At 35.1% G+C, this 20,880-nt stretch carries 22 protein-coding genes and 1 pseudogene; 2 read left to right on the top strand and 21 right to left on the bottom strand.

All coding sequences use genetic code 11. The features are described from left to right. Nucleotides 1-62: 62 nt before the first annotated feature. From HMJ38_RS18485 to HMJ38_RS18430, 12 genes are all read right to left on the bottom strand, one after another. Complete coding sequence (locus HMJ38_RS18485; protein ID WP_194975910.1) at nt 63-1,538, bottom strand: NAD(P)H-hydrate dehydratase; 1,476 nt, start codon at nt 1,536-1,538, stop codon at nt 63-65. After that, a complete protein-coding gene (locus HMJ38_RS18480; RefSeq protein WP_194975909.1) occupies nt 1,531-2,859 on the bottom strand; it encodes an MFS transporter in 1,329 nt (442 codons plus the stop codon). Before HMJ38_RS18480 ends, HMJ38_RS18485 begins: the two co-directional genes overlap by 8 nt. A 64-nt stretch (nt 2,860-2,923) precedes the next feature. Then, nucleotides 2,924-3,385 carry an ExbD/TolR family protein gene (locus tag HMJ38_RS18475; protein WP_194975908.1) on the bottom strand — a complete coding sequence of 154 codons (462 nt, stop codon included), beginning with the start codon at nt 3,383-3,385 and terminating at the stop codon, nt 2,924-2,926. A gap of 1 nt (nt 3,386) precedes the next feature. Then, nucleotides 3,387-4,028 carry an ExbD/TolR family protein gene (locus tag HMJ38_RS18470; protein WP_194975907.1) on the bottom strand — a complete coding sequence of 214 codons (642 nt, stop codon included), beginning with the start codon at nt 4,026-4,028 and terminating at the stop codon, nt 3,387-3,389. After that, nucleotides 4,028-4,357, bottom strand: coding sequence for a hypothetical protein (locus HMJ38_RS18465; protein WP_194975906.1), 330 nt, complete (start codon nt 4,355-4,357; stop codon nt 4,028-4,030). Before HMJ38_RS18465 ends, HMJ38_RS18470 begins: the two co-directional genes overlap by 1 nt. A 59-nt stretch (nt 4,358-4,416) precedes the next feature. Then, nucleotides 4,417-5,226, bottom strand: a complete 810-nt coding sequence (locus HMJ38_RS18460; RefSeq protein WP_194975905.1) for a MotA/TolQ/ExbB proton channel family protein — start codon at nt 5,224-5,226, stop codon at nt 4,417-4,419. Nucleotides 5,227-6,118: 892 nt separating this feature from the next. Next, nucleotides 6,119-6,586, bottom strand: coding sequence for an OsmC family protein (locus HMJ38_RS18455; protein WP_194975904.1), 468 nt, complete (start codon nt 6,584-6,586; stop codon nt 6,119-6,121). 500 nt (nt 6,587-7,086) lie between these two features. Further along, the gene (locus tag HMJ38_RS18450; protein WP_194975903.1) at nt 7,087-7,566 is read right to left on the bottom strand and encodes a DinB family protein; all 480 of its coding nucleotides are present in this window, start codon (nt 7,564-7,566) and stop codon (nt 7,087-7,089) included. Between the two features lie 391 nt (nt 7,567-7,957). Then, on the bottom strand, nt 7,958-8,464 hold the full coding sequence (locus HMJ38_RS18445) for a GNAT family N-acetyltransferase (RefSeq protein WP_228780135.1): 507 nt from the start codon (nt 8,462-8,464) through the stop codon (nt 7,958-7,960). Nucleotides 8,465-8,952: 488 nt separating this feature from the next. Further along, on the bottom strand, nt 8,953-10,008 hold the full coding sequence (locus HMJ38_RS18440; protein WP_228780134.1) for a bifunctional transcriptional activator/DNA repair enzyme AdaA: 1,056 nt from the start codon (nt 10,006-10,008) through the stop codon (nt 8,953-8,955). Next, a complete protein-coding gene (locus tag HMJ38_RS18435) occupies nt 10,001-10,765 on the bottom strand; it encodes an isocitrate lyase/PEP mutase family protein (RefSeq protein WP_194975902.1) in 765 nt (254 codons plus the stop codon). Before HMJ38_RS18435 ends, HMJ38_RS18440 begins: the two co-directional genes overlap by 8 nt. An 848-nt stretch (nt 10,766-11,613) precedes the next feature. Continuing rightward, the gene (locus HMJ38_RS18430) at nt 11,614-11,922 is read right to left on the bottom strand and encodes a hypothetical protein (RefSeq protein WP_194975901.1); all 309 of its coding nucleotides are present in this window, start codon (nt 11,920-11,922) and stop codon (nt 11,614-11,616) included. A 225-nt stretch (nt 11,923-12,147) separates the two neighbouring features. Here HMJ38_RS18430 and HMJ38_RS18425 point away from each other — a divergent pair, with 225 nt between their 5' ends. Together HMJ38_RS18425 and HMJ38_RS18420 are read left to right on the top strand one after the other, a co-directional pair. After that, nucleotides 12,148-12,525 (top strand): iron chaperone, encoded by a 378-nt coding sequence (locus HMJ38_RS18425; protein WP_194975900.1) that lies wholly within the window; start codon nt 12,148-12,150, stop codon nt 12,523-12,525. 15 nt (nt 12,526-12,540) lie between these two features. Next, a complete protein-coding gene (locus HMJ38_RS18420) occupies nt 12,541-12,915 on the top strand; it encodes an SH3 domain-containing protein (RefSeq protein WP_194975899.1) in 375 nt (124 codons plus the stop codon). Nucleotides 12,916-13,679: 764 nt separating this feature from the next. On the opposite strand, the pseudogene HMJ38_RS18415 reads toward HMJ38_RS18420, so the two are convergent. The 9 genes and pseudogenes from HMJ38_RS18415 to HMJ38_RS18375 form a co-directional block, all read right to left on the bottom strand. Next, nucleotides 13,680-14,126 (bottom strand): annotated as a pseudogene (locus HMJ38_RS18415) (DUF1572 family protein); the annotation flags it as partial. Nucleotides 14,127-14,592: 466 nt separating this feature from the next. Further along, nucleotides 14,593-15,432: an alpha-ketoglutarate-dependent dioxygenase AlkB gene (locus HMJ38_RS18410; RefSeq protein ID WP_194975898.1), complete on the bottom strand. Its 840-nt coding sequence runs from the start codon at nt 15,430-15,432 to the stop codon at nt 14,593-14,595. Nucleotide 15,433: 1 nt separating this feature from the next. After that, a complete protein-coding gene (locus HMJ38_RS18405; protein ID WP_194975897.1) occupies nt 15,434-16,138 on the bottom strand; it encodes a 2OG-Fe(II) oxygenase in 705 nt (234 codons plus the stop codon). Nucleotides 16,139-16,263: 125 nt separating this feature from the next. Continuing rightward, nucleotides 16,264-16,521 (bottom strand): hypothetical protein, encoded by a 258-nt coding sequence (locus tag HMJ38_RS18400; RefSeq protein ID WP_194975896.1) that lies wholly within the window; start codon nt 16,519-16,521, stop codon nt 16,264-16,266. A gap of 325 nt (nt 16,522-16,846) precedes the next feature. Then, nucleotides 16,847-17,689 carry a methylated-DNA--[protein]-cysteine S-methyltransferase gene (locus HMJ38_RS18395; protein WP_194975895.1) on the bottom strand — a complete coding sequence of 281 codons (843 nt, stop codon included), beginning with the start codon at nt 17,687-17,689 and terminating at the stop codon, nt 16,847-16,849. Between the two features lie 134 nt (nt 17,690-17,823). Next, nucleotides 17,824-18,294, bottom strand: coding sequence for a GNAT family N-acetyltransferase (locus tag HMJ38_RS18390; RefSeq protein ID WP_194975894.1), 471 nt, complete (start codon nt 18,292-18,294; stop codon nt 17,824-17,826). Continuing rightward, nucleotides 18,278-19,144, bottom strand: coding sequence for a LysR family transcriptional regulator (locus HMJ38_RS18385; RefSeq protein ID WP_228780133.1), 867 nt, complete (start codon nt 19,142-19,144; stop codon nt 18,278-18,280). Before HMJ38_RS18385 ends, HMJ38_RS18390 begins: the two co-directional genes overlap by 17 nt. Nucleotides 19,145-19,201: 57 nt before the next feature. Continuing rightward, nucleotides 19,202-19,597: a rhodanese-like domain-containing protein gene (locus HMJ38_RS18380; protein WP_228780132.1), complete on the bottom strand. Its 396-nt coding sequence runs from the start codon at nt 19,595-19,597 to the stop codon at nt 19,202-19,204. 166 nt (nt 19,598-19,763) lie between these two features. Then, nucleotides 19,764-20,738: a nucleoside hydrolase gene (locus tag HMJ38_RS18375; RefSeq protein ID WP_228780131.1), complete on the bottom strand. Its 975-nt coding sequence runs from the start codon at nt 20,736-20,738 to the stop codon at nt 19,764-19,766. Between the last annotated feature and the right edge of the window lie 142 nt (nt 20,739-20,880).

Genomic DNA, 20,880 nt, shown 5'->3' with positions numbered 1-20,880 from the left:
TTAAAATACTCCATTTTAACCTTGGCAGAATTAATTAAGTTCTTAATAAACTCAAAAATTTATCAGTTAATCCCCATCAATCTGTATGTTTCAGGGATTTTTTGGATGATATCAGATGCGATTAATCCCCTTCTTAATTTCTTGGATGCCAGTTCACCTGCAAGACCATGATGGTAAACCCCACATATTGCAGCATTCAGAGAACTGTATCCCTGTCCTAATAATGAAGTGATCATTCCGGTCAAAACATCACCTGATCCTGCTGTGGCCATATATTTATTGCCTGTAGCATTAAAATACTGATTACCTTCCGGACTGCTAATACAAGTATATGCGCCTTTTAAAATCAAATAAACCCCGTATTGAACAGAAAATTCTCTTGCCTTGTCCAATCGTTCAAGGTGATTTTCACAAACACCAACAAGTCTTTCAAACTCCTTCAGATGAGGTGTCAAAATACTGTTTTTGGGAATACTATTCAGTAATTTTGGGTTTCTGCTCAATGCATTTAAGCCATCAGCATCTATCACCACCGGTTTGGAGAAACTGCTGAGTAAATTTTCAAAAAAAGATATATCGACATTTGCCCCCCATCCTGGGCCGATGCCTATGGCATCAAATTCTTTGAAGGATTCAAAATCTTCAAAACTATACACCATTACTTCCGGAATTGAAATTTGCAAAATTATCCGCTCTTCATTTGGGATAAGGCCAGATACAAGTCCACTTCCTGTGCGCAGTGCAGCCTTTGAAGCCAATAAAATCGCTCCAACTTTTCCGATACTCCCTCCTAACAAAAGCACTTTCCCAAAATCACCTTTATGGCTGAAGCTATGAAAACTTTTATGTCGGGGAGGAATATCATCTTTTTCAATAAAAAACTTATGGTCTGCATATTTGAATAAAAAATCATTTGGAATCCCAATGTCTAAAATTTCAATTTTACCAGTGTATTTTGCATGTTCCGGAAGTAACAAAGAAAGTTTGGGGAACTGAAAAGTGATGGTAAAATCAGCTTGGAAAGCATCTCCCTCCAACACCTCGTCAGCGGGAATTCCTGAAGGAATATCAACTGATATCTTTTTCACATCAATTCCATTTAATTTTTCTATGGCTTCCTTGTAGATTCCATCAACAGGTCTATTGATGCCCACTCCAAAAATACAATCAACTATAATGGAAGGACTGCCAATCGAAAAATCAAAATTTTTGAAATGAATTCTTTCTATATTATCAGGTAATCTGTGAAAATTTGACTGGTAGTCCTTGCTACAGTATTCCACCTCTTCAAAATAAACTATCGTGGGCTTATCAACAGCGTCGGCTAACAACCTAGCTATAGCCAGGCCATCCCCTCCATTGTTACCTGGTCCACAGAAAAAGATCACAGATTGATCTCGATATGGAAAATGAGTATGATACCAATCACAAAAAGATAAAGCAGCATTTTCCATCAACTCAAGTGATGACATGCGCTTCTCCTGAACAAAGGATTTATCAAGTTCAGAAACTTTTTTACCTGAAATAATACTAAGCATTTTCTATTTCAATTATAGGTTGAAAATCCTGTTTGGGTATTTTTATCAACAACAAGAATGCCAACCCAACAATGAAAAACAGTCCCAAAGCTAACGAACTGTTTCGCATACTTCCTGTTATTTGTTCTATCACTCCATACGAAAATGTTCCCAAAACGATAGCGAATTTTTCAGTGACATCATAGAAGCTAAAATAGGATGCATGTTGGGTAGTATCATCGGGAATCAATTTAGAATAGGTAGACCTGGAAAGCGACTGAATACCCCCCATGACCATACCTACTACAAATGCTAGGGCATAAAACTGGTATTCGTTGACTACATAGTAAGCAGCCCCACAGATGAGGACCCAAATGAAAACCATGATAACCAACGAGGATTTATTTCCAAATAGTTTGGACAAATAGGCGAAGAGATAACTTCCACCTATAGCAACAAGTTGGATAATCAAAATAGTGATAATCAATTTATCACCGGGAAGCCCCAATTCCTTATCTCCAAAACTTGCCGCTAGATATAGAACAGTCTGAACACCCATACTGTAAAAAAAGAAGGCTGCAAGGAATCTGTTCATTATTGAAGAGCTTTTTACAATTTTAAATATTCTTGTGATTTCTTTATAACCTTTCAGCAATAAGGCTTTTTTTACTTTTTTATTATAGGGATTATCTGGTAAGTACCTGAATGAAATCTGTGCAAAACCTGCCCACCAGACGCCTGTGATCAAAAATGACCATCTTGCAGCCTGCCCACCATCTTTAAGTCCAAAGAAATCGGGAAACTCTATCATGAATAAATTCAACAACAGCAAAATTACACTCCCAATATAGCCCAAAGCAAATCCACGAGCGCTCAAAAAATCATATTCATCCTCTGTCGCTATTTCAGGTAGGAAGGCATTGTAAAAAACGATACTTCCTGCATAACCAATACTGGCCAAGACAGCACAGATAACACCGTATTCAAGATTGTCCCCATCAAAAAAGAATAAACCAAAACAGGCCAATGATCCCAAATAGGCAAAAATCTTCATGAAAATCAATTTCTTACCACCGTAATCTGCCATTCCTGACAGAAATGGAGAGGCGACGGCTATAATCAGAAAAGAGAAAGAAATTGAATAAGAATAAAGAACCGTGTTGATGACATCAATGCCAAAAAAAGAAACGACATCTCCCCTTTCTTCGGATTTGGTGACAGAATTAAAATAAACCGGAAATATTGTTGAGGTGATGACTAAACTGTAAACAGAATTGGCCCAATCATACATGGCCCATGCTGATTGTACTTTTTTCTTTTCTTTGATCTTTGCCTGAACCATTCTAGTCAAAAGTAAAAAAGCTATCCGTTTCGGGATAGCTTTTAAAATATGATTAAATTTTCAATCAATCCTGTACTTTTCCAGTAGAGGCATACATCAGTTTTCTGGCATCTGCTTCTCTTAATTCAAACTGAATATCAGAGATAGGACCCATTTTCACTTCTCTATCGGCCTTCATGGAAATCGTAATCTGATCTCTTTCTGCTTCGGACAATTTATCTTTTTCTTGATTTACCCAAAGAAGGATATCTTTAGTATTGATCAACACATCATTCGCCTGGATCCTAGGTTCTGTACCATATAGGGACGGATTTTTAGGTTTTCCTACGAATAGGTATGAGATCAAGGATTTTTTCTCTAGTTTTTGAAGCTGTGTCGCCTGAGGAAGTCTTTGTTCCACAAGTAGATCTTGTTCTCTCAAAACTGTCGTAACCATGAAGAAAAACAAAAGCATAAAGATAATATCCGGCAAAGCTGAGGTAGGAATATTTTCCGAGACCTTATTCTTTTTCTTAAACTTTGACATATCAGTTTCCTCCTATTTTATCAGGTTCTGCAATGGAGATCGCCATAGGGATCCCTTCTTTTCCTCTGTCCAATAACTCTTTCTCAGCAGCGTTTTTGCCGGTGATTGTTCGATATTGGTCCGTGGTTAGCCCAACTCTTTCGGCATAAATGTCGAAATAAGCCTTTTTCACTTGATCCAAAACCTCTAGATACTTTTCATAACTTGTACCTCTGTTCGTTTTTATGGAAACCACAGCACCTCCTGACATAGGATGATCCGATGAATTCGGACTTCTATTGACTTGGGACTTGAGTGATTGCGGTAATGAGTTGTACAAACCTATTGCCTCCTCATCAGGTGCACCAAAATTCAAAATGAAACTTTTAACATCTTCTGCAAGTCCATCTGTATTATCCAGATATTCATCCTCCACCAATAACTGATCATTGGCATTGATGAGGATTTTGAAAATGTTTCGTTCATTCAAATCAATTTCCGGTGGTGGCTGATTCGGGTCTTGCTTTGGGGGAAGGATATTCAAAATACCCTTGTCAGAAGCAATTGTAGTAGTTACGAGAAAGAAGATAAGCAGCAGGAAGGCAATATCCGCCATAGAACCTGCATTTACCTCTTGACTCACTCTCCCTTTCTTTCTTGGCATTATTTTACAGCTTTATTGATTTCTGTTAACACTATGCCCAATATCGCAATGATAAAAAGGCCATACACAGTGATTAATGAACCCCCAACGAACTTTGACATACCTGGGGTAAGGTTAAATGGATCAGCAGCGTATTTCGGAAGCACTTCTCCATCTGAAATGGAGTATGCAATAAAAAACACCACGACCAATACGGCAACACCTATTCCTGTTTTCAACAAAGATCCTGGATTATCAAAGGACTTGATAAGCGGCATCACTATCGCTATTACAGCCCCAACGATAACCATAATCTCTGCAACGTATATAAATATATCTATAGAATCCATAATGGTTTTATATAAAGTTAATGATAATTTTCAGTCGATTCAAATAATTCAACTAAAAATTATTTAGTCAACTTGTGCTTAACTAGTATATCCACCAAGGTAATGGATGCATCTTCCATGTCATTGACCAATGAATCGATTTTTGCAACGCAGTAGTTATAGAACAACTGTAGGATAATCGCTACAATCAAACCTGCTACTGTAGTCAAAAGGGCGATTTTGATACCACCAGCCACAAGAGATGGAGAAATATCACCGGCTGCTTCGATCGCGTCAAAAGCACCGATCATACCGATTACCGTACCCATGAAACCCAACATCGGAGCAAGAGAGATAAACAGGGAGATCCAAACCAATCCTTTTTCCAAGCGGCCCATTTCAACAGAACCATAGGCAATAATTGATTTTTCTACCATTTCGATACCTTCAGTGTATCTCATCAAGCCTTGTGTAAAGATTGAAGCAACAGGACCTTTAGTGTTTTTAGTAACGTCCTTAGCAGCCTCAATGCCACCTTGTTCAAGTGCTTCTTCAACTTTCGCTAAAAGCTTTTTGGTGTTTGTGGTAGAAAGGTTCAAGGTTATGATCCTTTCTATCGCCACTGCAAGACCTAAGATCAAACAGATTAAAACCGGAGACATGAAAGTAGGATCACCTTCAATGAACTTTTCTTTGATAATTTGGTGGAAACCTTTGTTTTCATCGATGATTTCATCATCAATGACAACTGGGGCAGCGGGAGCGGGAGCTGCTTGTTCCACAACTTCAGTAGTGTCTGCAGCTTCTTGTTCGTCTGCGTCTTGAGCTTTCGTAGTTACCGGGAACATTAAGATTCCGGAAAGCATGAACAAAGCGATTAACTTTTTCATAATGTAGATTTTAAAGAGAATTTAAATAAAGGTTAAACGGTTTCTAAATTAATAATGAGATTTTAAAGTTATCATTTTTTCATTTCAAATTGCAAAGGAAACATTCATAAATTTTTTTTAAAATTAGAATTCTGCCTTTTTTCACAACTTGTTTGCAAGCTAAACCAAGGATTATGAATTAATTAGGGTATTTATATAAGTGGAGACAAATTTTAAATAAATGGGTGAAAACAAAGTTTGAACTAACTTTCTTCAACTAAAAACATCTGCTTATCCTAAAAATCTTATCTAGTCTACCCAAAATTAATCATTTTTTAGGCTATTAAATCAAAACACAAAATTTAAATTCAAAGGGTTGGTTTAAACCTTGAATATTTTAAAAGCATGTCCCTGACATTGGAAATTTAATGGAATTCTTGGCAGAAAAATTAAATTTTCTGTGAAAATCCGCCCCTGACTAACGCGGAGGACTCTCGATTTTGAACTTACCCTGCCTACCCCGGACAGGCAATTGTCTTTTTTGTAGTAGAATATTTGTTAATGGCAAAGAAAGAGATAAGCATTTAGTCTTTTGTTTAGTATTAAACAAGATATTGAACAGAAATGAAATTTTTAACAAAAAAAGCCCGAAGCATGGCTTCCGGCTTAACGTTTTCGCAGAGAGGAAGGGATTCGAACCCTATCCTTAACCTACTAATTTTCAATTGTTTATATCATTATATTTTCGCCTACGCCACGATTGACGCTTTGGGTATAAACCTGGTTTTCAGTTATAAAGATAAATTTAATGATAATTTCCAAATCATTGAAATGGGAAGAAGGTTTTTTTAATTCTTAAGTTTTGTCTCTCGGTTGTTGAATGCACTGTCGCCTTTTACAGTCTGGTCTGTAATCATATTTTCGCTGTCGGATTGTGTCTAACTGGGAAATTCACAGAGTTTGCAATAAAGCAAAGTTCATTAGCTTTTTTGTGTAGTTCGTTAGCTTTAGTAATCATATGCTGTTTAGATACAGTAACTATTGGATTTAAGGTTACTTCGGTAAATTGTCCACCGCCATCTAAACTGTCAACCATTATTCCTGTTGAATTGTCGATGTAGTCTGTAACAATTACACCTGCTTCTGAACATAAATGTAAATACCAAAGCATATGACAAGAAGACAATGAGGAAACTAAAAGGTCTTCTGGATTATGTTTTGTCTTGTCCCCACGAAATGCCAGGTCAGAAGAACCTAAAATGTCTGATTTGTTTTCGATAATAATTTGGTGACTTCTTTCATAATTTCTGTAATTGTCAGTTCCCGTCCCTTTATTTCCAGTCCACTGAACTGTCGCTTTGTAGTGATGTTGTCCTTGCATAATATTCAAGTTTACTTTCAGCTAAATTGTCTGCCTTTGATTTTGTGGTATCCGTCCGACACTCCACTTTTCGGGGATTGATTGTTTTATTTAGGACGGTATTTTTCTCAGTTTGATGCAGATGTTGATAAAGTTCTTATTGTTAATGGTATTGGATTCTATCGAAGACATCTTTGAACCATTCAAATTCATATACTTTATTCTTTTTGCAGCTCGTCATAAAGAGTACATGGCCTCAGTACCTTTCTGCTGACTGGTGTGATCCGGCAAACAGATATGCTTTTCTGACCACACAACTCAAGTAAAGCAGGCCAGGCTATAGGTAAAAGTCTCGCTTAACACAGCCTATTAAATTTCCAAATTTTATTTTTCCTCCTTTACAGGTCGCTGTTGATAAATTACCTTTCTTTTTGAAATCAAATACAGTTTCTGATGTTTCACCATTTACTGGAATGCCCAGAGTTTTGAATTTTTTATTTTTGTAATCTTTTTAATTTGGCTTACTTCTTCAAATTCAAAAACTTAATTACTATCCCTAATTGTCCTAGATGATATAAGTCGTGATGAATTAATCCTTCAAGAAGAAATTTGAACTTATATCCGTCAATGTATTCCCTTTCTAGGTAATCGTCTGTTTCATTTTCAATAAGCTCAATAATTTCTTTTTGACTGTTGTAAAATTCAGATTTAAGTTTCTCCCAGCCGCTTCTTTGAAGAATTTCATTAGTTAACCAATTTTCAGAGCTTTCCATTGTCAACAGTGAACTTTGTCCTTTCAATTTCAGAATGCTATCTTTTCTCCAAGCCAAAATGTGAGATATCAATTCTGCTGCACTGTGTAGGTCAGGCAATGGTCTTTCAAAAGCTAGTTTTTCTGGAAGATTATCAACCTTCTTTTTAAAGTTTTCGTCAAGCCACAATTCTTGTTCCTGTATGTCTTGAAATTGTCTTACAATATTTTTAATTAGTTTATTTTCCATTGTTTAATTTATAGGTTTCTTCTATTTGCAATTTTTCTTTGCAATGACCATAAATGTATTTTGTGTATGTGCAGTAGCCGATTAGAAGTACTGGCTTTACCATTTAGCACATTATTTTTAATTGAAGAGATCTTCAATTTACCTCTTCATCTGGAATTGCCACATACACGATAATGGCGGTTCGATGTTTCTTGATTTAATATTCTTATGTCTAATTTATAGAATTCTATTCGACATCCTTAAATTAAATTACCATTACTTAGCAGCCCAATTTTCAATTTAAATTTTTATTTCAGGAAGTCCCAATGCTTTCACGTATCCAATAGTCATAGAAGGAAAACTTACACTAAACAAAAACTTCCAAACTGATGCTAGCAGTTCGTTAAATGTTTTAATCAATACCAATTACTTTACTTCTTCGTTCTAATAATACGGTGTCTCGCCAAATTCCATTCATTTTCCCTATTTTTTCTCTAAGTCCTATTTGCCTAAATCCAAGTTCTTCGTGAATTCTTAAACTTGCTATGTTTTCAGGGAATATTCCTGCTTGTAATGTCCAGAGTTTTTCGTTTTCACTTTCAAAAATTAACTTAACAAGTAATTTTGTTCCTATTTTCTGTCCACGATATTTGTTAGAAACATAGACACTTACCTCAGCAACTCCAGCATAAACACAACGTCCGGAAACTGCCGTTAAAGCAGCCCAGCCAACAATTTCATTATCTATAACAGCAACAATTCTACAAGATTTAATATGTTCTTTATCCCAGCCGTCCCAAGTTGGTATTTCTTGTTGAAAGGTTGCGTTTCCCGTTTCAATTCCTTGCCTAAAAATTTCAGCAACACTCGTCCAGTCGTCTGCTGCCATAGGTCTTAAATCAATTTTCATTTCTGCCATATTTTTTATCAGTTGTTTCTATCCTGACGTTTTTTTAACCGCTATTCTGGTCATGCATAAGATCACACCATTGACTTCCAACAGACTGGTGATTGAGACTCAAGGAATAGATGTTCCAGTTGTCTCTTCAAGAGCTTTCAGACTACTGCTGGGGCGATACAGTCGAGAAGGATAGGAACTCATAGATTGAGAACACCTTCAACATTCATTTGCTTAACACAAATTTAAATAAGTTGTCATTTCTTTATTTGTTCACACAAAAATATTCTTGGGTACTGTCGTCATGCAACCGAAAAATTGACAAGTATTTTATTTTGTAGGGTTTTGCAGTAAAATTCTGATTTACGTAAAGAAAAGGCTTCAAATTTGGTCAACTTCAAATCCCCGGTCTTCATTTGTCCGAAGAAATTTGTAAATTAATTCTCTAAACTGAACCCAATTTTATTCATTATATTTTTGTTTTCATCGGAATTCATAAATGTTAAAAGTTATTGCCTCAGGTTTTCTTTCTCAAAATCCAATAACCATTTTTTCCTTGCTAACCCACCTCCATAGCCTGTTAAATCGCCATTGGATCCAATAACTCTGTGACATGGAATTATAATGGCTAATTTGTTATAACCATTTGCTGTGGCAACCGCCCGAACAGCTTTTTCATTCTTCAGCATTAAGGCTTGTGCTTTATAAGTGATAGTATTTCCATAGGGTATCAATTTCAGCACATCCCAAGCTTGTATTTGAAAATCGGTGCCTTTTACATCCAATTTGACTTCAAATTCTTTTCTGATACCAGTAAAATATTCGGAGATCTCCTTTTCTGCTTGTTTTGTAAATTTATTTTCTCCCGCTATGATTTTTGCTTTAAAGCGCTTTTGTAAATCGGACAACTCTGTTTCCAACATTTTTCTATTGGTGAATTCAAGCAAGCAAATACCTTCATTGGTAGCACAAACAAACATTGCCCCGATTGGGGTGGTAAATCTGTGAATTAATATCACATTGCTTTGGATGGAGTTTTTTGGTGATTGCCCTATAATTTTTTTGAAAGTGTAAGCAAATCCACTTAGAGATTCAAAACCTGCATCAAAAGCCAGATCAGTTGTTTTTTCACCATTTGAAACTTCCTGAAATGCTGTATTTATTCTAATCATACGTTGATAAACATGATAACTTATTCCGTAGTACTTTTTAAACCATCTCCTAACGATATGAGGGCTAATTCCTCTCTGTTCCAAATCATAGTCGGTTATTTTAGATTTTAAATTTTGATGACATAAAGAAATGGCCTGCGAAACTTCCTCCGGTGGTTTATTTGCGTTTTCAGTAGGCTTACAAACTTTGCATGGCCTAAACCCATTCTCTAAAGCCATTTTAAAGCTTTCGAAAAAAGTGACATTTTCCTTTTTAGGTTTTCTGGCCCTGCAGGTAGCAATACAAAAAACTCCTGTAGTTTTTACCCCGACATAAAATATCCCAACAAAATCCTCATCTCGGTTAAGTAAGGCTTCATAATACAGATCAATATGCTTTTGCTCTTTAATCATGATTAAAAATAAGGTTAAAACTATCCTCTTGCTTAATAACAGCTAGCTTTTCTTCCATATATTTCAAGGTAATTTCATGGAGAAAATTACCCATAGATATTCTTTTTACTCCAAGATTTTCAAGCATATTAAAATCTGGTAAATTAGGCATACACATCACGTTGATAGGTAATGAGGTACAGTTAACAATTTCTTTTATATCTGATATAGTTTCAACACATGGGGTGAAAATGCCATCTGCTCCAGCATGTTCATACATCTGAATACGTTTTTTAGTTTCACTTATGACTGCAGGATGCCTTAATAAAAATGTATCTATTCTTACATTTATGAAAATATCAATGCCATTTTCTCTTAACAAATGAATTACTTCCTCCAGCGTTTCAGAAAATCCGCTTGCATCTAAAAGCTCTCTTTTGTTCGATACAATACTATCTTCAATATTTATTCCCACTATTCCCAGGTCTGCTAATTGCTTAATATGATCAACAATTTTTTTTGAATCTCGACTATAGCCTGACTCTAAATCTACAGTTAGTGGAAGTTGGGTACTTTGTGCAATACGTTTCACAAAATATTTTAATTCACTAAATCCCATCACTTCTCCATCTTGATATCCTAAGAGATTGGAAATGGCTGAGCTTGATGTGCCGATTGCGTTGAAGTTTAGTTTCTCAGCAATTCTAGCGCTTGATACGTCCCAAACATTGCAAATGAATAATGGCTTTTTTTGGTAATGTAGTTCTTTGAAGGTCATTTTTAATTAAGATTTAGTGAAAGGTTTAAAATTGTTCTTGTATTTAGACTTAATGTGTTTTGATTAAATCCGATTGACACATAATGGAATCCCTATGGCTCCCCAATTGAAAGAATAGTTGAGAAAAAAGCATACCCTAATAAAAGCTGCCAATTCAATAAATTTTGATTTATGTGATAATCCAGCTCCAATTGACATTATGGGATTAATTGATATATTCTCTTGATTGAAATTATAATATACAATTTGAGGAGTCCATATTAATAGGTTTGCTTTTAACCCTTGTGCCATTCCAAAATTCGGGAAAGAGAGAATAACTATGAGTGAGAATAATAGCTTATGAGTTATCATAAGACAAAGGAATACTTATGAAATTTTTTCAGCAACCGAAAAATTAACAGGTATTTTTTAAAGTTTATCGAATAAAGAACCGCTTTTAGCTGCGGGAATTGTAGGGCTCATTTTTTTTGGCTTCTGGTTTGAAATCTAGCCAATAAAATTCTTACTCAACTGAAATAGCCAGAATAAAGCTACAGCACCAATATAAAGACCAGAGGTAACTTTCAATGCGTCCAAATATGTTTTAAGAGGCATTGCCGAAAGCCTTAGGGCTAGCTTTAAAGACAAAAACCTATCAGTAACCTTGATCAATTCTGGATATATTGATACAAACAATCAGCATTCAACGGCAGAAACCATAGATTTGCACCAAGGCAAAAAATTCCTATAGAAGACATTTGGTTGATGCTGAACACAATACTTAATCTAAGCTCTGCAATTTGCCCGTTGGAAATCAACCTTCCAGCAATGAAAGATAATGAGGTTTAAATTTGTAATTTCTGAAGCTATCAAAAGACTATGATGAACCAACAAATAGGGAAAGCCTGCTTCAGCCAGTCATGCATCTGGGCCGACGGGGTATCCCCGAATTTTTCCAGGCGGGACTTTACAAAAGCCTCATAGGGGGCCACCACTTTGTTGCGGTCCGACCGGTTGGCCATCATCTGTTCGAACCCCTGTTTCGACATGGAAAGATACATGCTGACCTTTCTAAGGTTGATAACTGGTTCCTTACTTATCCGCCGGCTGGAAAATCCATCCGAGTATCGGCGGTGAATCTCAAAATAAACCATAAATTTGTTCAAATACACATCCATAAAATACCAGTTTTAGTAGACCTGTAAAAGTAGTCCCAAAATCCCTTTGGGGCATGCCCCAAAGGGATTACTGGCGGTGCATTATTGTTGCCAAATATGGTGCAATCTTATTTACCGAAATTAGTGCAGTTGTAATTACCGATTACACTAAGCCAAAGTCAGAATAAATACTTCGACTAACCTTGTTGCAGAATATATGTTGAAAAACGTAACATAAACACTTTTATGCAGTACAATGTAGGCACACCGGAACAATACCTATCGGAGTTGGAAGCCGATTGGCGTAAAGAAACATTATCAGTAATTCGTTCAATGATACAAACTCATGGTTCTGCTCTTACTGAAGGTATTGAGTATAAAATGCTTGCTTATCAGCTCAATGGCAAGACTGTTTTCAATTTAAATGCTCAAAAAAACTACGTAAGCCTGTATGTAGGTAATACGCAGAAAGTGGAAAATAGTGATGCCATGCTCAAAGGCTTAGAACACGGTAAAGGTTGCATTAGAATTAAAAAGTCAATCAACCTGAACGAAACAGGCATTGAAGAATTTATCAAATCAACGATAGACGTTCACATGATTGGCCAAAATACAGATTGCTAACGTCAATTCTTCAATATGAATGACTTAATTCCAGAAATCTACATTTGCGTTGAAAAGCACGAATCTGAATATCCAATTCCCATTATCTTATCAGAAGGTGATAAAGTTAAACTTGGGGAAAGAGCACCTGAGCCTGGTTGGTATGACTGGATCTGGGCTGAAACTATTGGTGGACAAAGTGGCTGGATCCCTATTCAGATTATCCACATTGATAATGATTTGAAGCAAGGTATAGTACAAGAAAACTATTCTTCGAAAGAGTTAAATATTTCTGTTGATTCAAAAGTGACCAAAATTAAAACCTTAAATGGCTGGTCATGGGTCAGAAATCTTGAAACAAATGAAGAAGGCTGGATTCCAGACTTGAAATTACAACAAACACAAACATAAAAATGATTCAAAGCAAGGGATCTTTCACAACCCATTTTACAAGTTTTGCTGTGAGGCCAATTTAACCGAAATTATAAATATCGTGCTCTATACACCCCTGAATTAAATATTCAAAATCTTTTCCTTCAACATAATCCTGTTTAAGAAAAAAATCATCATACTTTTTAAATGATGAAATAAGGTATTCATTACTCTTTTTAAAAGCCTCTAACAAAGCATCCCAGCTTTTTTTTCTAGATCATTGTTGCTTATCCAATTTTTTCTGCGCTTTCCATGGTCAGATCATTTGGAACTCCATTAATTTTATCACAAACGGAATTTCTCCAAGCTCAGCAACAGAATGCATTTCCGGCAAAGGCATAATAAAGGCATTAGGATCGTCTATGGAATCCAACTTTGATTTGATGTGGTCACCATACCAGTTTTGGCCATCCCAAAGATTTTGAAGCCTAAAGATGAGTTAAGAAATCCCAATAGTATTTTTTGGCGCAGGTTAAGTTTTTAATTCCATTTCTTTTAACTTTATCATCAAAATAAATAGAGATAGTAATAAATGGAAAATCCACCCCTAAATAGAATTTCTTTATTCTCACCAAGACGAATTTGAGAATTACCGATCCTAGGGGGACATTTAGCGCTTGACTTTGTTAATACTGTAAGTCATTGGAACGATGCACCATTTATGGAGTACTTGACTGATGAACAAGATTGGTTCGATTGGCTAAAAAAAAATAGGCCTTGCTTCCAAAATTGAAAAATCTAGCTCATTCTCTACTGAAATCATCTGAAAAATGTCCACAGTGTCTTCCTTTGGAGAATTTTTCTTTGTTAAAATTTAATGATTTACCTTTTCCTAAGGACAGGTTTTTCCAGTCGCTTCCTTTAATCAACCAGCCAACATATACAATTTGTTCTATATGATAGGAATAATGGGCATATTGTCTGTTTAGGGCTTCAAGAACCGAATGCTCTTGAGATCTAATATAAATCTTCGTGTCAAAATTCTGATTGTTCACAGAATTTAAAGCTTCAAATAAACATTTCCAGCCATCATTCCACTTTGTTAAAAGTTCATCTTTTGTTTTTATAACTGATTCAAATTCCAAATCACGATTGCGCCATTCTTTTTCGCCATCTGAGGTCAAGAAGTCTGTCCAACGAGATTTCATATTTCCAGAAAGATGGTTTACAATTACTGCAATGGAATTTGATTCTTCATTGTATTGTCAATAAAAGTCCTTTTCCTCCAATTGATCAAAGGTCTTTTCTCCAAGAGACTTATAATATTCAAACTGTTTTTTGATGCAATTAATGTATTCTAATTCCATATTACAGTTTTTTAAATTGCTATTAGGGTCTCTGCTATTCTTAGTGCGGGATTAAAGAACCCTTTACTATCCGCCTACTATTTGTTTGTTAATACTAATTAATTATCAATTTAGCATTATTACCTACATTAGGTATAGCAAATGTTTTGTGCAAAAATTTTCATTCATTAAATTCTTTTGGATATTCAACTGTACCCCTAATTCCTTCAAGTTTATTTTCAGTCAATTCAATTGCAATGCAGTTCTCTTTTGAATTTTCAAAAGGCAATTTAAATCCAAAGCAATCATCTTACGTGTAACCAAATTTCTGATAATATTTTTCGTGTCCAAGTAATAATACCTACCATGCCTACTCTACTATTGTTCTGAAAGTTAAATTGATCCTTGGCTCTTTAATGCCTTTTGAGGGCGGAAGTCTATGCAGCCAATAAGTTTGTGTTTCATTTTTCATCACCATAAGGCTACCATGTTGCAGCATTAATTCTATTTTTTCATTTGACCACTTATGTTTAAATGAAAATTTTCTTTCTGCTCCTAAACTAAAAGAGGCGATAGCTCCATTTTTCTTCAAATCCGTTTCACCATCACTATGCCATGCCATTCCTTCCTCACCGCTATGATACAGATTTAATAAACAGGAGTTGAATGTTTCATTTGCCTCATTCTCTACTATGGCTTTCAACTCCAACAATTCTGGAGTCCATGGTAAAGCATATTTCGTACTATTTGAATAGTTATATTCAAATGCTTTTTCACCATACCATGCAACTTCTCTTTTGGTAATAATTTTTTTTCCAAAAATATTGGCTTCATCATGTTTCCATTCTATTGTGTTTAATAAAGTTTGGAAATAATAATCTGCTTTTGTCTCTAGCAGTAATTTTCCATAATAATTAACAGTGCCATCTTTCGGCAACCAATTTCTATATTTATCAACTGTAAGATCTAATAAACCCATTTTCCATTTTTTATATGCTACCTTCATGCAGTGACCACATGGCCGATATCCCAAAATGGTAGCTTCATTTTCGGATTGAAAGAATACTCTATTTTGTTTTTTAAGTCTTTTACCGGATGCGCAATTCAACATTCCATAAATTCTAAGGTTATGGTTTCCTCCATAGAGAATTTCTCCTTTTCGGATATTTATTCTCAAATCACTTTCGCTTATTTTTTGATGAAACATCATTCTAGCTTACCGCATCATGGAATATAATTCCTAAAGTATGCCTATTCCCTCCGGTTACTTCACTTACGCCATGCCTTAAATTTGCCTTATAATATCCTTGACGCCCCTTTATCGGCCTAAAACTTGTTGCAAAAATCAAAGCATCACCTATACCCGGTTGAAATACTTTGACTTTTGATTGAAAACGTGGGATTTGTTCGGTTATCACAAACTCTCCACCTTGATAATCATGGCCATAGTCATTTAAAAATAATACGACCTGGATTGGAAAGTAAACAGACCCATATAAATCCTGGTGCAGCGTATTGTAACCACCAACACCATATTTTAAAATTAGTGGAGTGGGTTTTAATTGCTGATTAGCTTTGCATGACTCAATAAAATCAATGTGGCTTGATGGAAAACTAACTTGCAGTTGAAGCATTTTCATCCATTGATTAGCTATTGGCGAAAGTTTCAAGTAAAAGTCAGATCTTAGCTTTTCGATAAAAGATGGAAGAGGATAAGAAAAATATTTATACTCACCCAATCCAAATCGATGATGTTCCATAATTACCTTTTTGCGATAAATATCTTCCTTATAAAGATTGATCAAAAGGTCACATGTTTTTCGATCAATCAAGTTTGGTAAATGCATGAAACCTATTTCAAGTAAGGTGGCATAAATTTTTTCCCATGGGAGTTGTAATATATCAGGTTGGTTCATTTGTTTTTCACTATTTAATTGTAAATATTTCCATCTGTCTAGCAAGATCAAGTTTATCAATTATAAATTCTTTAATTATCACATTATCGAAGACAGCATATTCAGGTGTATACTTGTCTAAAGATTTAATCTTTAGCTATTTCAAGGAAAATATCAACTAGCTCAATCGGCTTACTGAAAAAAGGTGAATGACTTGTAGCCATTTGGTAAACCTTTTTACATGGGGTCTCTTCATACATTTTACGTTGAATGAAAGGAGTAACAGCACGGTCTTCAGTACATTCAATGTAATATCTGGGTACTTGCCCATAATTTTCACCAGTTAGTCTCAATTTAGCATGACCCGATTCTAATGGTTCATGACTCAAAATAACTTTCGCCATTTCTGTAATATCTTCTGGGCAATCATGGTAGAGTCCTTCTTTAAAAATTTCCGGTTGTAATATATGTGAAGTAAAGGAGTTACTTTATGCCAATTCCATGCGCTATGCCATGAGCCATGAATTAAAATGTAGGTTTTGCTTTCCATATTTTCTGCATTTATTGGTACTGTTTTAAAGAATAATATTAGAATTAAGGATATTGGTTGGAGAGTCTGATGGTTCGGTTTAACAAATTCATTTTAATTTTATTTGAGTAATTATTTGATTTAAGCTGTTTCAATCAATAAGTATTGGGATCAATTTTCATTTTTATACTCAAATCATTTTAGTTCTGAATATCCGTTGCTTCCCAACCAATAATTGCTGTTTTTCGAGCACTTCCCCATCGGTATTCCCCGATCTTTCCTGTTGATTGGATTACCCTATGACATGGGATTAAAAAGGCAACTGGATTATCACCAATCGCAGAACCGACTGCACGGGATGCCTTTGGTTTTTGGATATAATTTGCAATTGCCCCATACGAAGCTAGACTTCCCGAGGGAATCTTGATGAGAGATTCCCACACCTTTAATTGGAAGTCGGTACCTTTTAAATGCAGTTTTACTTCATTTATCTTATTCCAATCATGTGAAAAAATTGTAAGTGCTTTTTGTTGAATAAAATCTGATTGCTGACTAAAATTGGCATTGGGAAATTGAATGAATAATTCATTAAAAGATTCGTTTTTATCTTCACAGAAGGCAATGTGACAGATACCTTTGGAGGTGGAAGCAATTATGATTTCTCCAAATATGCTATTAGAGAATGCATAATTTATTGAAAGATTTTTTCCTCCATTTTTAAACTCTGCAGGAGTCATTCCTTCAATTTTAATGAAATGGTCATGTAATCGGCTTGTACCGGAAAGTCCTACTTCATGAGATGCATCAAATAGCGTCAATTGACTTTCCTTTAAAAGCTTTTTAGTGTGGGAAGTAGTAAGAAATTGAAGAAAACTTTTTGGACTTACACCAGCCCATTCAGAAAACATCCTGTGAAAATGGTAAGGACTAAGATGCACGTGTTCAGCTACTTCATCCAAATTCGGTTGTTTTCTAAAATTTGAAGTCAGATAATCAATAGCCTTTTCAATACGGTTAAAATCAATCTGCTTTTGAGTGTACATAAGTTTCCTTTTTTCAATACTAATGATGCATCAAAAATAGAGGAACTGGTACAATTAAAATATCTGATTCTTGCGGAAATGGAATTCTTGAGTTGTAATTTTTAGTAATCCTATAGATATGCCCTGAAAGAGATTTATTGTTCTACATCCAGATAAAACCTTACTTTCTCTTTAGGAATTGCTCCATTGGTTTTATAAAATTTAATTGCCCTCTTATTCTCTACAGGGGTTTGCCATTGAATTAATTTAATTCCATTTTCTCTGGCAAAATATTTTATCAGCATTAGAATTTCTGAACCTATTCCCAAACCTCTGCACTTTTCCGTTAAATAAAGACAATCCATATGGAAATAATAATCAGCATCCCAGGTGGAAAATTCTGGTGAAAGCACCATATATCCTTCAACAGTATCTTCAAAATCGACAACCCAACAAATAATGGAGGGATTCCCTTCAAAAAAATAATGGGATAATTTCTCTGATTTGCTTGATGCGTCAAAGGTAGCATTTTCATATGCTGCATGTGCTCCGCATAACTCGATTAATCTTGGCATATCTTTTCTTTCAACAGCCCTGATTTCGAATTTATTATCTTTTGATGCCATCCTTTAGGTATTTCAAAAAATTAAAAATGTAATCTGGTTTGTCGTGCTCCTTTCTGATAGCACCATAATGAATTCTTTTTATTCCATTTGGGGTAATCTTCACAATTTCAATATTCTCATTCCTAAAATTTGGATTTATGGCCCAATTGGCCATCACCATTACACCCATATCTGCTTTTACCAATTCAATTGATGCTTCTGTCAATGGAAGAATTGTAAAAGATTTAGGTTGAATTTTATTAGGTTGAAGTAATTTTTGGTAAATGGTCACCGTTTCCAATGGTTCAGAATGAATTATTAAATTTTCACTAATGAAATCCACTGCATCAATAAATTTCTTTAAGGCCCAGGGATGTTCGGAATTCACAATAGCCACCATTTCATCTTCAAATAATTCATAATAATCAATATTTTCATTGGGTACTGGATCACTGGTTATTGCCAAATCAATATGACCTTGCAATAATTTTTGAATAGGTTTGTGAGTAGCTTCAAAAACAATTTTTACATCTATATTCTCAAAATCAATTTTAAATTTAGCTAAAATAGCGGGAAGCCAGTGATAACTTGTATAACACTCTGTACTCAGTAAAATTGAACCCTTTTCCCCAGAAGCTAATTCCTTAAGACTTTTGTCCAACTGATTTAATTCCTTCAAAATCTTACAAGCTGTTTGGTAAATATGAGTGCCAGCTTTTGTTGGGATCATTTTTTTATTTAAACGATTAAATATTTTAGTCCCAGCCAGACTTTCGGCTTCTTTGAGTTGTTGACTTAATGCGCCCGGAGTTAAATACAGTACTTCAGAAGCAGCAGCTAAGGTGCCCAACTCATATACTTCCTTGATCAATTTTAAATGCCTATTCTCAATAATAATTATCATCCCCACAAATGCAGGGATGATTTTTTAACAAAAGCATCTAACCATTTGGTCTGTAGTCACCGATTCTTTCCCCTCAGTAGAATAACCATCACGTTTCCACCAGTCCAAACCTCCTATCAATTCTTGTACTTTAAAACCCAGTTTGGCCATTTTTAAAGCACCCTGAGTAGATGCATTACACCCAATTCCATCGCAATAAGTTACATATTGTAAATCTTTATCAAGCTTTGTTGTATTGGTTTCGTTCATATCTCTATGAGGCAAATTCATAGCACCTGGGATATGCTCAATTTCATAACCTTCTTTTTTCCTAGCATCTATAACTATGATTTTTTCTTCTGCTTTTAATGCAGCAAATAGATCAGCTGAATCTATTTCATACTTTAATTTTGCTTCGTAATGTTTAATTTGCTCTTCCATGAAAATTCAAATTTGATTTACACAAAATTACAGTATGCCCAAGCAGCATAAAAGCGAATTAAATTAAGGCTAATCATTAGTTTTTTGATATGAAGAGGGTGATTGAAAACAGCATGGATAATAAAAATAAATGTTTTTCAATTTGTATAATATTATATTATTATCATCATACCTTTAAAGCAGTTGCGGTTGACTGCAGACTAATCTCTGTTTTTAACTGATTCAAAACATACTCGTAAAATACTTTCCTATTTACATCAACTGCTATTTTTAAAGGGTGCCCTCTTTCGATTAATTGCGTTTGACCCGCATTAGGTGGTCTATCACTCACAACAGCTTTGACTTCTTCTAAGGCAAACTCATTAGGAAGGGATATAAAGCTTGTTGCCAGCACATCCCACATAAAGTATACATAGTGGTAGCTAGGAATAGTGTCAATAGTTAATGCCCATAATTGACCAGCCAAATTAGATAAAAAGTAATCCGATTGAAATGCTAACGTTGACAAAAATTCTTTATTTACAGGTACATTATTAGTAACATCCAATGGAATACAAACCAACGGAAGCTCCATCACAAATAATTCTTTTGAACTTTGTGGGTCCCAATATACATTCCATTCAGCGGTTCCATTATGTTGGTAAGTCTGTACATTTCCTTGTGTTCTGAATGCACCTCCCATCCAAACTACTTGCTCAATTTTACCCCTTATGTGTGGTGCTTTTCTAATGGCTTCCACTAAGTTTGAACATGGCCCGGTCAATAAAATTGTTACGGGTCTGTCGGCCAATGTCAATTGATCAATAAGTAAATCAACAGCTTCTGGAAGGGAATAAGGGTCTAAGTTATAAGTACAATTTATTAAAGAAGGTAACGCATTAATCACTTCTGGTCTTGCTCTCCATTCATTTGGGAAAGCATTAATTCCATTTTTATCACTGCGCCCTATAGGAATATTCTCATTCCCAAAAAGCTGTAATAACTTAAAAGTGCTTTCAATTGCAGGCTCAATAAAGCAATCAGCTGGTGTAACATTTATTCCAATTACCTCTACTTCTTTCATGGTTAGTAGCAACAATTGAGAAAGTAAATCATCAATTGCACCATCATGTTCCATGAATACTAGTTTTTTTTCTTTCATACCTTATAGGGTTTTTGTTTGCATCCAACGCTTAGTAAATGAAAATTGGGACATTTTAGTACTCTCACTATATCGCAGCAAAGAAGCAAGATAAAGAGAAACAGCCTGACCTACAAGCCGGACTGCCTCATGGCATTGCCAT

Origin of the sequence: Aquiflexum lacus (assembly GCF_015476655.1) — a bacterium.
Lineage (GTDB): Bacteria > Bacteroidota > Bacteroidia > Cytophagales > Cyclobacteriaceae > Aquiflexum > Aquiflexum lacus.
This window is presented reverse-complemented; position numbering and strand designations above follow the sequence as displayed.

Bases quoted from the DNA above. Each gene is read 5' to 3' on its own strand.
- HMJ38_RS18485 (WP_194975910.1), bottom strand. From the start codon at position 1,538: ATGCTTAGTATTATTTCAGGTAAAAAAGTTTCTGAACTTGATAAATCC.
- HMJ38_RS18480 (WP_194975909.1), bottom strand. From the start codon at position 2,859: ATGGTTCAGGCAAAGATCAAAGAAAAGAAAAAAGTACAATCAGCATGG.
- HMJ38_RS18475 (WP_194975908.1), bottom strand. From the start codon at position 3,385: ATGTCAAAGTTTAAGAAAAAGAATAAGGTCTCGGAAAATATTCCTACC.
- HMJ38_RS18470 (WP_194975907.1), bottom strand. From the start codon at position 4,028: ATGCCAAGAAAGAAAGGGAGAGTGAGTCAAGAGGTAAATGCAGGTTCT.
- HMJ38_RS18465 (WP_194975906.1), bottom strand. From the start codon at position 4,357: ATGGATTCTATAGATATATTTATATACGTTGCAGAGATTATGGTTATC.
- HMJ38_RS18460 (WP_194975905.1), bottom strand. From the start codon at position 5,226: ATGAAAAAGTTAATCGCTTTGTTCATGCTTTCCGGAATCTTAATGTTC.
- HMJ38_RS18455 (WP_194975904.1), bottom strand. From the start codon at position 6,586: ATGCAAGGACAACATCACTACAAAGCGACAGTTCAGTGGACTGGAAAT.
- HMJ38_RS18450 (WP_194975903.1), bottom strand. From the start codon at position 7,566: ATGGAAAATAAACTAATTAAAAATATTGTAAGACAATTTCAAGACATA.
- HMJ38_RS18445 (WP_228780135.1), bottom strand. From the start codon at position 8,464: ATGGCAGAAATGAAAATTGATTTAAGACCTATGGCAGCAGACGACTGG.
- HMJ38_RS18440 (WP_228780134.1), bottom strand. From the start codon at position 10,008: ATGATTAAAGAGCAAAAGCATATTGATCTGTATTATGAAGCCTTACTT.
- HMJ38_RS18435 (WP_194975902.1), bottom strand. From the start codon at position 10,765: ATGACCTTCAAAGAACTACATTACCAAAAAAAGCCATTATTCATTTGC.
- HMJ38_RS18430 (WP_194975901.1), bottom strand. From the start codon at position 11,922: ATGGATGTGTATTTGAACAAATTTATGGTTTATTTTGAGATTCACCGC.
- HMJ38_RS18425 (WP_194975900.1), top strand. From the start codon at position 12,148: ATGCAGTACAATGTAGGCACACCGGAACAATACCTATCGGAGTTGGAA.
- HMJ38_RS18420 (WP_194975899.1), top strand. From the start codon at position 12,541: ATGAATGACTTAATTCCAGAAATCTACATTTGCGTTGAAAAGCACGAA.
- HMJ38_RS18410 (WP_194975898.1), bottom strand. From the start codon at position 15,432: ATGATGTTTCATCAAAAAATAAGCGAAAGTGATTTGAGAATAAATATC.
- HMJ38_RS18405 (WP_194975897.1), bottom strand. From the start codon at position 16,138: ATGAACCAACCTGATATATTACAACTCCCATGGGAAAAAATTTATGCC.
- HMJ38_RS18400 (WP_194975896.1), bottom strand. From the start codon at position 16,521: ATGGCGAAAGTTATTTTGAGTCATGAACCATTAGAATCGGGTCATGCT.
- HMJ38_RS18395 (WP_194975895.1), bottom strand. From the start codon at position 17,689: ATGTACACTCAAAAGCAGATTGATTTTAACCGTATTGAAAAGGCTATT.
- HMJ38_RS18390 (WP_194975894.1), bottom strand. From the start codon at position 18,294: ATGGCATCAAAAGATAATAAATTCGAAATCAGGGCTGTTGAAAGAAAA.
- HMJ38_RS18380 (WP_228780132.1), bottom strand. From the start codon at position 19,597: ATGGAAGAGCAAATTAAACATTACGAAGCAAAATTAAAGTATGAAATA.
- HMJ38_RS18375 (WP_228780131.1), bottom strand. From the start codon at position 20,738: ATGAAAGAAAAAAAACTAGTATTCATGGAACATGATGGTGCAATTGAT.